This is a genomic window from Roseobacter sp. N2S (assembly GCF_031454055.1).
Lineage (GTDB): Bacteria > Pseudomonadota > Alphaproteobacteria > Rhodobacterales > Rhodobacteraceae > Amylibacter.
This window is the reverse complement of record NZ_JAVDQB010000005.1, coordinates 180,296-193,253: the sequence shown is the minus strand read 5'-3', so window position 1 is coordinate 193,253 and position 12,958 is coordinate 180,296. Positions and strand designations below refer to the sequence as shown.

10 protein-coding genes are annotated in these 12,958 nt (G+C 55.7%); 5 read left to right on the top strand and 5 right to left on the bottom strand.

All coding sequences use genetic code 11. From position 1 onward, the window contains the following. The first annotated feature begins 401 nt into the window (after nt 1–401). Complete coding sequence (locus GGE09_RS13730; RefSeq protein ID WP_309746715.1) at nt 402–1,067, top strand: hypothetical protein; 666 nt, start codon at nt 402–404, stop codon at nt 1,065–1,067. A gap of 133 nt (nt 1,068–1,200) precedes the next feature. Here GGE09_RS13730 and GGE09_RS13725 read toward each other — a convergent pair whose 3' ends face one another. Genes GGE09_RS13725 through GGE09_RS13710 form a run of 4 tightly spaced genes read right to left on the bottom strand, consistent with a single transcriptional unit; the run spans nt 1,201 to nt 5,022 of the window. Beyond that, complete coding sequence (locus GGE09_RS13725; RefSeq protein WP_309746714.1) at nt 1,201–2,094, bottom strand: alpha/beta fold hydrolase; 894 nt, start codon at nt 2,092–2,094, stop codon at nt 1,201–1,203. A 56-nt stretch (nt 2,095–2,150) separates the two neighbouring features. Beyond that, a complete protein-coding gene (locus tag GGE09_RS13720; protein ID WP_309746713.1) occupies nt 2,151–3,182 on the bottom strand; it encodes a TRAP transporter substrate-binding protein in 1,032 nt (343 codons plus the stop codon). A 14-nt stretch (nt 3,183–3,196) separates the two neighbouring features. Further along, a complete protein-coding gene (locus tag GGE09_RS13715) occupies nt 3,197–4,507 on the bottom strand; it encodes a TRAP transporter large permease subunit (protein WP_309746712.1) in 1,311 nt (436 codons plus the stop codon). Beyond that, nucleotides 4,504–5,022 (bottom strand): TRAP transporter small permease subunit, encoded by a 519-nt coding sequence (locus GGE09_RS13710; RefSeq protein WP_309746711.1) that lies wholly within the window; start codon nt 5,020–5,022, stop codon nt 4,504–4,506. The genes GGE09_RS13715 and GGE09_RS13710 overlap by 4 nt, the downstream gene beginning before the upstream one ends. 85 nt (nt 5,023–5,107) lie before the next feature. Between GGE09_RS13710 and GGE09_RS13705 the strand changes: the two genes are divergently transcribed. From GGE09_RS13705 to GGE09_RS13690, 4 genes are all read left to right on the top strand, one after another. Further along, complete coding sequence (locus GGE09_RS13705) at nt 5,108–5,563, top strand: MarR family winged helix-turn-helix transcriptional regulator (RefSeq protein ID WP_309746710.1); 456 nt, start codon at nt 5,108–5,110, stop codon at nt 5,561–5,563. 193 nt (nt 5,564–5,756) lie between these two features. Continuing rightward, nucleotides 5,757–6,371, top strand: coding sequence for a TetR family transcriptional regulator (locus GGE09_RS13700; RefSeq protein ID WP_309746709.1), 615 nt, complete (start codon nt 5,757–5,759; stop codon nt 6,369–6,371). 137 nt (nt 6,372–6,508) lie between these two features. Beyond that, entirely contained in the window at nt 6,509–7,657 is a 1,149-nt protein-coding gene (locus tag GGE09_RS13695) for an efflux RND transporter periplasmic adaptor subunit (protein ID WP_309746708.1), read from the top strand. Between the two features lie 3 nt (nt 7,658–7,660). Further along, nucleotides 7,661–10,831: an efflux RND transporter permease subunit gene (locus GGE09_RS13690; protein ID WP_309746707.1), complete on the top strand. Its 3,171-nt coding sequence runs from the start codon at nt 7,661–7,663 to the stop codon at nt 10,829–10,831. Nucleotides 10,832–10,905: 74 nt separating this feature from the next. On the opposite strand, the gene GGE09_RS13685 is transcribed toward GGE09_RS13690, so the two are convergent. After that, nucleotides 10,906–12,954, bottom strand: a complete 2,049-nt coding sequence (locus tag GGE09_RS13685; RefSeq protein WP_309746706.1) for a TonB-dependent receptor domain-containing protein — start codon at nt 12,952–12,954, stop codon at nt 10,906–10,908. Nucleotides 12,955–12,958: the final 4 nt, after the last annotated feature.

Genomic DNA, 12,958 nt, shown 5'->3' with positions numbered 1-12,958 from the left:
TTTAGGGTTAGGTACTCAGTCAACCCACAACAGGCAGGCTTTGTTCCGGTTGATTTTATCGCTCGGCGAAAACAGGCCAGTTCGGGTTTTTTCCGGCCCGAACGGATCACGCAATGCCAGCGCGGTCGATCCATTCCGCGCCGCGCTCCGCATCGGATTTCCCACACAGCTTGGGAACTTTTTCGTGAATGGCACGTTAACTCTGCATCAGCGCACCGCTTGAACAACATGGTAGCGCCCCCCTAACCAAACGGAGAAAACAGATGCACGGAATTATTTACCTCGTCGGACTCGTCGTTGTTGTCATGGCAATTCTGTCCCTGCTCGGCCTTGGCTAAGGCTGGCCATTTTCAGTGCCAAACAATTGTTTCCCAACCATAAAAAATAGAAGGGATAAATAAATGACGCAACTTACAGACGCAATACCCCCTGCGCGAAACGGAACGGCCCAGTTTGAAGGAAGCTATGTTGACTGGCCTTCGATCCTTGCAGGTGGCGTGGTGGCATCGGCCATCGCCTTTGTCTTCACCACTTTTGGCGCAGCAGTGGGGTTAACACTTGTCTCCCCTTATGACGGGGATGGGTCCGCCCTCGCCGCCGTGGTTGCCATCGGGTCTTGGATGCTATGGACCACAGTGTCCAGCTTCATGGCAGGCGGTTATATCGCGGGTCGAATGCGCCGCCGGATTGATCCGGTGAATGACGATGAGGTCAGTGTGCGCGATGGTATCCACGGCTTGGCAGTATGGGGACTTGCGGTGCTTTTGGGCGCGTTCCTGTTGGGCGCAAGTGCGGATACAGTCGTTCAGGCCACCTCCCAAACCGCCACGGCTGTGACGGCCGCTGTGGAAAACGTCACCACAGCGACGCAACAAGCCACAACTGGCGTAAGCGAAGCCGAGGCCAAAGCCCTTGCCGAAACCGCACGGAAATATTCCGTCATCTCTGCCTTTATTCTGGCTGCTTCTTTGATGATCGCGGGTGCGGCTGCGTATTGGGCCGCTGGAATGGGTGGACAACACCGTGATGAAGGCCGCGTCTTTGCACGCTTTGGCCGCTGGACATAGGAGGAATACCGATGAAAGCGATACTGCTTTGGTTGCTGGGCGTCCCGATCTGGATCATCATCCTGATTGCCTTGCTGACCTGATAAAACGCTAAAACTTAAGGGCCGTCCCGCAAGGGGCGGCCTTTTTTTGTTCAGCCAAGCAAGGCATCCAGAACGGCTTTGGAATTGTCATCCATCATCAGCATGTGACTGTTACCATAGCCAAAGGTTTCCGGCCCGACCAAACGCACGTTCTGCCCTGTTTCGGCCAGATCACACCACGCCTGATTTCGGGTGATCCAATGGTCTTCGACATCGAGAAAATCACCCACCGCCAGAACCAACGGCGTGTCCCCAAGGGCTGCGGCGTCTTTGGGCAGCGCCGAGGGTTCCAAGGCAATGATGTTGTCAAACAGGTCAGGATCGGTGTGATGGGCATCAAACACCACCTCTCCCCCTTGGCTGTGACAGATGACAGTAGCAGGGCCTGTCTTGGCCAAAACAGCCAACAGGGCTGCGGTGTGCAACTGTGTTGTGCCCAACCAACGGGGCACAAAACTGCGGGCGAAGGTATTGAAGTGGGCCACAGGAAAGCGTTGACCGTCAAAGGCCGTGCGGGTTTCAAACCCCGGCGTCGCACCGATACGGAACAGCAGCCATGCTTCTTGCAGACTGCGCAACAGCGGTGCGCCGTCCCAGTGACCCGGTGCAAACCCCGCACGCCCCCGTTCAACGTTGTCAATCACATGCACTTCATAGCCGCGATCGAGCAGCAGATGCAGCCAGCCCGCGCGACCGTCCGGTGTGGTTTCCCAACAACTTCCAGACATGCCACCCCCGTGCACCAGCACCACACGGGGGGCGCTGTTGCGGGATTCAGGGATGAAATATTGCACATAGGCATGTTCAATCGCGAAATGGCCGCGCGGATCCATTTTATAGGCCGCGCTGCGGGTGAACTGAACCATCTGGGGTTCGCCCTGCGTCACATGCACATGGCGTCCGCCAGCGGTGTAAGAGCCAAAATCTTTAAGTCGGTAGGTCAAGCGGTCATCCGGTCAAAAGGGCCTACCCCCCAACGCGCAGAGGGCAGGTGTTGCGATTAGTTCAGATCGGACAGGGCCTGATATTCGCTATAATCCGCAGCATAGGCGCGGTAGCTTTCAATCACCCGTTTGAACATTTCGTCCTTTGCGGATTCCTCGGCGTAGACTTCGTCTGCGGCTGACCGCAAGGCCGCCAGGACACTGTCGGGAAAGCGTTTTACATCAACACCATTGGCGCGAAAATCGTCGAGGATCGGGCTTTGCGCCCCACTGGCCACACCCATGGCATAAAGATTTGCATCCGCACAAGACACTTTGATCGCCGTGCGCTGGCTGTCTGTCAGACCGTCCCATTTGCCCTTGTTCATGTAAAATTCGATGAAACCAGCGGGCTGGTGCCAACCCGGGAAATAGTAGTTCTTTGCGACCTTATCAAAGCCCAACAACTTGTCGACCAAAGGAAAGCTCAGCTCTGTGGCGTCCAGACGGCCTGTTTCCAACGATGTCGAAATTTCACCCGCAGGCAGGGACATGGCATTCGCGCCAAGTTTGCTGAGGATCGCCCCGCCCAGACCGCCGATGCGGATGTTCAGGCCTTGCAGGTCTTCGGGTGTGTTGATTTCTTTGGTGTACCAGCCGCCAGCTTCGGAAATGATCACACCGCAGGCCATGGGCACAAGGTTGTAGGGCTCGTAAATCTCTTCCCACAACGCCTGCCCGCCGCCGAAGTTCAGCCAGCTGATATAGGACAAAGGATCACCGCCGAAAGGCACCGACCCAAACAGCGCGGCGGCAGGTTCTTTCCCTGCGGCATAGGCGGCAAAGGACCAACCCGCATCAATGGCGCCCGCGCTGACGTTGTCAAAGATTTCAAACGGCGGGGATAATTCGCCTGCCAGCATATAGTTGAAATCCACCGCGCCATCGGTCAGCGTTGATACATTCTGGACAAAACGTTTCGCCGTCGGGTCCAGCACAGGCAGCCCGCCAAAGGCGCTTTGCATGGTGAAACTGTCGGCAAAAGCGCCAGTGGCCAAAAAAGCGGCAAGGGTTGCGGTTGCAGTGGCTGCAAGGATGGTATTTTTCATGAGGTTCCTCCCTTTCATGATGTGAATCCGGTGATCAATCCGGGAAACAGGATCAGCAGCACCAAAACCAACACTTGCAAGGCAATGAAGGGTAAAACGCCACGGTAGATTTGCGGGGTGGTCAGGCTGTCTCCGGCGGCCCCGCGCAGATAAAAGAGTGAAAAGCCGAAGGGTGGTGTCAGGAAAGAGGTCTGCAAATTGACCGCTACCAGAACCCCGAACCAGATCATCAGTGCATCGCCTGACAGGCCGTTGCCAAAGTCCAAACCTGCCACGATTGGGGCAAAGATCGGGATCAGGATTAGGGTGATTTCCAACCAGTCGAGCACAAAGCCCAGCACGAAAATCGCCCCCATAACAACCGCCAGAACGGTGAAGGGATCGCTGCCAAACGCCATCACGCCTGCCTTGACCAGATCCGCGCCGCCGACGCCTTTGAAGACGGCAGAGAAACAGGTGGCGCCGATCATCACAAACAGAACCACTGATGTTGCGATCACGGTTTTTGTGGCCGCACCCAGCAGCATGGTAAAGCTGAACCGCCCGTATATAAGCGTGATCAGAACCGCCCCGAATGCGCCAAGACCGCTGGCCTCGGTCGGGGTTGCAACCCCTGCGACGATGGACCCGAGCACCGATATAACAAGGGCCAGTAAGGGGCCGAGATCAAACAGAATTTTCAGATAGGACACGTCACTTTCGCGGGGCAGGAACGGCAGTTTTCTCGCCTTCCAGATCACGTAAATCCCATAGGCCACCACCAGCATCAATCCCGGCCCGATCGCCCCCGCAAACATGTCAGGCACAGGCGTTTGTAACTGGTCGCCCAAGACGATCAGCATCACCGACGGCGGGATCAAAATCGCCAGTGTCCCAGAGGCCGCGATCAAACCTGCCGAGGTCGGTTTGTCGTAGCCAGCCTCTGCCAGACGGGGCAAGGCCAGCAGGGCCAGCAGCACAACCGACGCCCCGACAATCCCGGAAGACGCCGCAAGCAAAACACCGATCACCAGCACCGAAATCCCCATGCCAGCCGCGCTGCCCCCCAAGGCTTTTTGCGCTGCCCGCAAGGACCGTTCTGCAACACCGGACATTTCCAGGATCAGCCCCATCATGATAAACATCGGGATCGCGACCAGCAGCCAGTTGGACAGAACATTGGCGTAAATCCGGCTGACCAAAAGGTTGAAAAAGGCCACGGGCAAATCGGAAATCAGGATGAACAGCGCCGCAGCCCCCGCCAGTACCATGCCAACGCGGTAGCCCGCCATGATACCCGTCAGTGTCAGCGCCGCCATCGCAAGAGGGAGGAGACTATCGCTCATTTTACGGCCCTTACCAGACGAAGTATTTCAACAAGAACCGCCAGTGCAAACAAGGCCAGACCCAGTGGCAGAACCGCCTTAATCAGCCACAAATCATTCAATCCGCCGTTGCGTGATCCTTCATCCGAGGTCCAGGCCCGCAGCATGAAATCCCAGGACGCAGGCAGAACCAGCGCGAAAAAAGGGCCTGCAAACAACAGATTGCCCAAAAGGTTTATCCGCGCTTGGGTGCGGGGGCTGCGGTTTTGGTACAAGAAATCGACGCGCACATGGCCATCCATCAACCACACCAGACCCGCAGGGATCAGCCCGACAACCACCAGAAGATGCCATTGAAAATCCAGCAATGAATTCAGGGTCACGGCTGTACCGACAAGGGTCAGGGCCTGTGAAAAAGTCGCAACGGGATTGACGTCGGTTGCGCTGAACAGCACCTGCAACACAATCGTGCCCATAAGCAGAATCAGCGCAACAGCCAGTAACGACAGGCACATCTGTTTAAGGTACTGAGCCATGTTCCTCCCCAAGATTGCTCCATATGGAACTATATATTTATATTTCCATATGGAGCAATCTTTTTTTTTGAATTAGCGTATTGGGATGAAACTTATTGATATTCTTGATGCCACCCCGTTTCCCATTGGGTACCGACTGGCCTTTCTGACCAACTTCTGGCGCGAACCCGTGTTGCGCAGAATGGAGCGGGACACGGGATTGATCCGTCCGGAATTAACCGTTTTGATGAGCCTGAGCTTTCAGCGTGACCTGAATGCCCGCGACATTTGCGAGGTTACAGAACAGCCGTCAAATACCGTCAGCCGCGCGGTAGGGTCGCTTGAAAAAAAGGCCTATCTAACCCGCAGCCGCGATCCGGTTGACACCAGACGGCAGGTGTTGAACATCACCCCTGCAGGGCAGATCGTGCATGACCAGATCCTTGCAACCTTTCAAGAAGCCGAAAAGAAGATGCTGGATATTCTGGAGCCGCAGGAAGCCGAAGACCTGCTGCGATTGCTGGATAAACTCGCCCGCAGTGTAGAGGTCTGGCGCAGCTAAAGCCCGCCAGAAACGCAAAGTCGCGATGCAAAAGGTGCCCCGCAGACGGCAAACCCCATACGCCGACTGATAGTACAGCGCGGGAAAAAGACCAGAAATTCCGTACACAAATTGTTGATCCACGCCGTGTTCGAAAGGCGTTTACATACATTCATGAATGTTTGTAGAGAGTGCCTCGAAAGAAGAGGCTCACATGCGCAAAACAAAGGAAGACGCTGAACAAACCCGCACCGCGATCCTGAATGCGGCGGAAAAATTGTTCTGCACACAAGGCACAGCAGCAGTCTCTTTGGAAAAAATATCCAAAAAGGCCGGTGTAACGCGGGGGGCGTTGTATTGGCATTTCAAGGATAAACTGGACTTGCTGCGCGCCCTTCATGAACGCAGTGTTCCCCCGCAAAAAATCTTGATGCACACCGCAGCGGAAAACAATCCCGCGGATCCTTTGGGTCTTTTGGAACAATCCGCAATCGAAATGTTGGAGATCTTTGAAGTAGACCAGCGCCAGCAGCGCATGTTCAGGATCATGAACGCACATATGCTGGATAAAGCCGGCTCGCAATGGTCAGCCGAAGTGAATATCGACTTGTGTCAGACCCTACGCAAACTGACCGAACTTGCGGGCGCGCAGGGCAGCTTGAATCCCGATTTCACACCGGAAGAAACCACCGTGTTGCTGATGTCTTCGATGTCAGGGCTGCTTAATGAATGGCTTCGCAGTGACAAAAGCTTCGCGCTTGCGGAACTGGGCAGCAAAATGTTGCGCAAACAAATGGAATTCATCCGCGTTCAAAACCCAAGGGACTGAACGCAATTACGAAACAACACTTGGACGAACGGCCCCTCAAACATCCAGAAAACTGCCACCGTCCCTCTTATCAGGGGGCGTTTTGACCGTGCCATTTGGCAGTGTCAAAATGCCCGATTACCCAGAAAGGTTCTCACATGAGACATACATCACTTCGCACACGGGCAGGTCAGTCCTTCGCCGTTGCAGCCCTTTGTCTTTGGCCCCTAGCAGCCGTATCACAACAGGCCCCAGCCGCCCAAGTGACCGCAATGACCGCGCAAGTGGTAGAACATGTCATCACCAAGCGTCTGCCTGGTCGGGTCAAAGCCTCTACCGTAGCCGAGGTGCGTCCGCAGGTGTCTGGCATCATCAGCAAACGCTTGTTTGAAGAGGGCGCATGGGTGGAAACCGGCCAACCGCTTTACCAGATAGAAGACGATGTTTACCGCGCCGAAGTTGAGGCCGCCAGCGCTGCGGTGGCGCAGGCGCAGGCCAGTTATGATCTGTCCAAAGTTGATGCAGGACGCGCCGAAGACCTGTTTTCCAAAAACGCTGGTTCTGCTGCAAACCGTGACCAAGCCTTGGCCACCCGCAGTCAGGCGGCTGCGTCCTTGCAATCTGCCAAGGCACAACTGACCAGTGCGCAAATCAATCTGGACCGCACGACAATTACCGCTCCTGTTACGGGGGTGATCGGCCTGTCAGACACAACAACCGGCTCGCTTGTCAGCGCACAACAAGCCGCAGTTTTGGCTACGATCCGTACGCTGGACCCGATTTATGTGGATGTCACACAATCAGTGAATGATCTACTGGGCTGGGACAGTGCGGATGAAACACGGGCCTTTTTTAAAGGGGTCGATGCAACGCTGATTTTGCCAAACGGTGAAATCTACAACCAAGAGGGTCACATCAGGGCAGCAGAGCCACAGGTCGAACCGACCACTGGCATGGTCACCATGCGGGTGACGGTTGCAAACCCCCAATATCGTTTATTGCCCGGCCTTTATATCGAGGTCGAAGTCCCCCAAGCCGCCGCAGCCGAGGCTGTTCTGGTGCCCCAAAGTGCCGTGATGCGGGTTGCCAACGGCAATGCAAATGTCTGGGTTGTTGAGGACGGGAAAATCGCTGAACGGGGCGTCACGATCCTTGGCTCATCGGGGCGGTTCTGGGTCACAACAGAGGGTCTGAAAACTGGTGATCAAGTGGTCACCTCCGGCTTTCAAAAAGCCAGACCGGGAGCTGATGCTCAAATCTTGCCGGCCAAGGGCGCAGACGCCCCTAACGCCTCTGAAGGAAACTAATCCATGTCGCGATTTTTCATAAATCGGCCCATTTTTGCTTGGGTCCTTGCCATCATCGTAATGGCCGTCGGGGCGCTGTCGGTCTCTCGTATGCCCATCGCGCAATATCCATCCATCGCGGGGCCTTCCATTGTTATCGGCGCCACCTACCCCGGTGCCTCGGCAGAAACTGTATCCGATACGGTGGTACAGATCGTCGAAAAGGAAATGACCGGACTGGACGGGCTGCGCTATATCAGTTCCTCTACGACCTCCACAGGGCGGGCCACCATTACCTTGACCTTTGGATTGGGCACCGATCCCGATATTGCGCAGGTTCAGGTGCAAAACAAACTTGCGCTGGCCGAAGCATCTTTGCCGGAATCCGTTACCCGCCAAGGGGTTACAGTGGAAAAATCGGCAACGGGGTATCTGATGGTTATCGGGCTGGTGTCTGATGACGGCGCACGGCGCGATATTGACCTTGCAGATTACCTTGCCTCTAACATGGTGGAACCGGTGTCCCGTCTGACGGGTGTTGGTAAGGTCGAGGTATTCGGCTCGGAATATGCCATGCGGATCTGGTTGGACCCGCAAAAGCTGAAATATTATGACCTGTCCCCTGAAATTGTTGTGGCAGCAATCACGGCGCAGAACGCGCAAATTTCGGCTGGGTCATTTGGCGCAATGCCAGCGGTTGAAGGCCAAGAGTTAAACGCGACAATCACCGCGCAATCCCTGCTGAAAACCCCCGAGGATTTTGAACGCATCGTTTTGCGTGCGGATACCGATGGAGGCCTGGTGCTGTTGCGCGATGTGGCACGGGCCGAGTTGGGCACTGAAAACTACGAAATCGCAGGCTTTTTCAACGGTAAACCTGCGGCGGGTATGGCGGTTCAACTGGCTTCGGGTGCGAATGCCTTGGAAACCGCTGACATCGTTAAAGCAAAGATCGAGGAACTTGCCAACAATCTGCCTGCGGGTGTCAGCTATGTTATTCCTTACGACACCACCCCTTTCGTTCTAATCTCGATCGAAGCTGTGCTGCACACTTTGGCCGAAGCGATTGTGCTGGTATTTTTGGTAATGCTGCTGTTCTTGCACAATTTCCGCGCCACTTTGATCCCGACTATGGCAGTTCCTGTTGTGTTGTTGGGTACCTTTGGCATCATGGCAGCACTTGGCTTTAGCATTAATACGCTGACCATGTTGGCGATGGTTCTGGCTATTGGTCTGTTGGTGGATGACGCCATTGTTGTCGTCGAAAACGTCGAACGGATCATGCATGATGAAGGGTTAAACCCGAAAGAAGCCACCGAAAAATCCATGGACGAAATCTCGGGCGCGCTGGTGGGTGTTGGCTTGGTTGTGTCTGCGGTGTTCGTTCCGATGGCGTTTTTTGGCGGCTCCACAGGTGAGATGTACAAGCAGTTCGCGGTGACCATCGTGTCCGCAATGGGCTTGTCGGTGCTGGTTGCTTTGATTTTCACTCCGGCGCTGTGTGCCACGATTATCAAGCCCCACGCCCATGCAGGCAGCAAGCGTCTTGGTCTATTGTCGCGTTTGGGAACCGGTTTTGCCAGCGGGTTTGAACGCTATTTTGGCGGGCTGACCAACGGCTACGCCGCAACTGTGCGACGGGCAACGGGTGCGCCGCTGCGAATGTTGATGGTCTATGCCTTGATCGTTGGCGGCATGGTGGTGCTGTATCAACGGGCGCCGACCTCTTTCCTGCCAGAAGAGGATCAGGGCTCACTGTTCACAATCATCCAACTGCCCTCGGGCGCGACAGCGGGTGCCACAGAAAAAGTGCTGCGCAAGGTTGAAAACTATTGGCAGACAGCCGAGCATGAAAACGTTGATTCCGTTTTCTCGATCCGCGGGTTTTCCTTTGCAGGTCAGGGTCAGAACATGGGTATGATGTTCGTTAGGCTGAATGATTGGGAAGAACGCACAGCCGCAAAGGATTCAATCCAAGCCGTTGCAGGGCGGGCCTTTGGTCCCTTGATGGGGGGCATTCAAGAAGCCGTCGTCGTGCCTTTTGCCCCGCCTGCCATGCCCGAACTTGGCAATTCCAACGGCTTCAGCGCCTATCTGCAAGCCACTGGTGCCAAAACCCACGAAGAGCTTTTGGCAGCGCGGAATATGTTGCTAGGCATGGCCTCGCAACACCCTGCTTTGACGGCAGTCCGGCCAAATGGCGTAGAAGACGCGCCGCAGTTCCGCTTGACCATTGATTGGGCCAAAGCGGGGGCTGTCGGTGTGACGGCTGCGGATGTGGGCACTTTCCTGAACACCATCTGGTCAAGTGCTTACGTCAACGACTTTTTGTATGAAGGTCGGGTCAAACGGGTCTTTGTACAGGGCGAGCCAGCGGCGCGATCTGCGCCAGAAGACTTGTCCCTGTGGCGGATTCAGAATGTGAACGGGGATTTTGTGGATTTCTCGACTTTCTCGACACAGGAATGGGTCTATGGGCCACAGCAGGTCAGCCGCTACAACGCGCTGATGGCTATGGGAATAGAGGGCGCACCCGCGCAAGGCTATACCTCGGGCGAGGCGATTGCCGTGATGGAAGAACTGGCAAGTCAATTGCCCCCCGGCTTTAACCTGCAATGGACCGGCATGTCGCTAGAGGAAAAAGAGGCAGGAGCAGGCGCTTTGGTTCTTTACGGATTGGCATTGGCGGCGGTTTTCTTGTGCCTTGCAGCCCTTTATGAAAGCTGGACCATTCCGATGGCCGTGCTGATGGCAATGCCGGTGGGCATCCTCGGGGCGCTGCTTGGCGCACTGATCGGGGGCCAGTCCAACGGGGTGTATTTCCAAGTGGGGATGCTGACCGTGGTGGGTTTGACAGGCAAGAACGGGATTCTGATCGTTGAATTTGCCCGCGAACGCATGGCAACCCTTGGCGAAACCGCGCTAGAGGCCGCACGCGCCGCCGCCAAAGCCCGGTTCCGCCCGATTTTGATGACCTCGCTTGCCTTTGGTCTGGGGGTAGTGCCCTTGGTGCTGTCAACCGGTGCAGGTGCAGGGGCGCGGCAGGCTATCGGCTACGCCACGCTGTTTGGCACGATCACCGGCACGGCGCTGGCCATCATCTTTGTGCCTGTGTTTTTTGTGGTGATTGATAAGGTGTTTTCCCGCCGCAAGCCAACGACCACGGCACCCGCCGCAACTCCGGCACACGGCTAAACATTAAAAAGCCCCGACTTGAAAAAGTCGGGGCTTTCCTTTGACACAGCTTTCGAAGCGGTTAACAGCGCGCCTTAGAACTTCGCTGTCAGACCCAGCCAAAGTGAACGGCCGGGTTGATAGGTGTTGCTTTCGATTTCAGTAACAGATGAATCGGTCAGATTGTAAATCGCGGCATTCAGCGTGGTTTTTGCATTGATCGCATAAGTCATACCAATGTCGAGCGTGGTATAAGCATCATATTTATATGCAATCGCCGTGCCTGCGGAATCATAGGCATAGGGCGTGCCGTTGGTGCCGATCCGCGCGCCTGCATTCACTTCAGACCCGTGATAGCTTAGCGCCCCCCACACATCTAGCCCGTCTGTCGGCGTCATCCAATCCAGCCGCACATTGGCCGCATGACGTGGCGAACGGGACAGTGGCAATCCGGCGTACTCCCCTGAATTCTGGCTGGAATCCGTGAAGGTATAGGATCCACGGATCGACAACGCATCAGACAGATCAGCCCGCGCAGTCAGTTCAACACCCTGAATGGTCGCATCCTGGATGTTGCGATATTCCCAACGGTTATAATCTGTGCCACCCACGTTGATCAGCGTGCCTGTATTGAAACTTTCGATCTTGTCGCTGAATTCGGTTCTGAAAACTGTCGCCCCAAATTCGATGGCATCCCGTTCCCAAAGGGCCGAAACCTCAAAATTAGTGCTTGATTCAGGCTTTAGATCGGCATTTGACACAATCACCCCAGCGCCGCGCTGTGTGGTATAAAAATACCCCGGAACAGTCTGGCGAATAGAGGGCGTGCGATACCCCGTGGACACACCGCCTTTGATGGTCAGCGAAGGCGTGGCATTCCAGACCGCATAAAGCCGCGGGGTCAGTTTACCGCCAAAGGCGTCACTGTCCGTATAGCGCAGGCCTGCTGTCAGGGCAAAATCAGGCGTGATCCACCATTCGTCCTCGGCAAAAATTGCCCATTCGTCTGAGGTGTACTTGTGATCAATCCCGTCGCCAAGACCGGGGTTCTGATCGGTCAGACCCGCGCGTCGCAACTGAAACCCGCCAACAAAAGTATGCTCACCGTGCAAGCTGAAAGGCGCTGTGACCTTCCCGTCAATCACTGTGTTCACAATCTCGGGCGAGCGCAGGCTTTCCTCCAGTGCGCTACCAGTCCAGTCATAACTGGTCCGCTCGCCCACTTCCCGTTGGAAATTCAGCTCTGTGGTGGTCTGGCCCCATTGGCCCACATAGCTTAGTGACAGATCCTCGCGGGAGTTATCCTGCTGGTCGGGGTCCTCAATAACATCAAGGCTAGCCCCCGGCGTGGTGTAGCGTTTGATCTTGGACTGGCCGTATTCCAGCGCAAATTCCTGATCCTGCACAGGGGTCCAGGTCAATCGCCCCGTCAGGTCGATGTCGCGCTGTTCCGCAGGGCCACCGATCAGGTTTGCTTCGTCCTGAACAAGCCCCCGTCCCCATAGTTGCAGCCCCAGCTTATCTTTTACGAGCGGCCCGTTCAGATAGAACGACAACTGGTTCGATGCACCGTCTTCACCATTTTCAGGTATCCGCGTTTCCGCCGTGATAGAGCCGCCCCACTCCGCTGACACCGGTTTGGTGATGATGTTGATCACCCCCCCCATCGCGTCCGATCCATAAAGCGAGGACATCGGCCCACGGACGATTTCGATCCGGTCAATGGCCCCGACAGGAGGAATGAAGCTTTGTTCAAACCCAGCCGACCCGTTGGTGCGGCTTTCCCGTGTGCCCTGACGTTTTCCGTCCACCAGGATCAATGTGTAATCCCCGGGCAAGCCACGAATTTTAATGTCTTTTTCCCCTGCGACACCCGTGGTTGTCACGCCCTGCACTTCGCGCAGGGCATCGGACAGGTTGGTGATATTGCCCTTTTCCAGTTCTTCACTGGTCACAACTGTCACAGACGCGGGTGCGTCCGTCACACTTTGGGTAAACCCGCCTGCGGTAATTGTGATCGAGCCAAGGTCAAAGGGCAGTGGCTCGGCAGTTTGGGCAAAGGCAGGTTTTCCCAGCGCGGCAGAGGCCAGAATGGCGCTGACGCCTGCTGTCCGCCCAAGATGGGTTCTCATTACACTTTTCATCTTA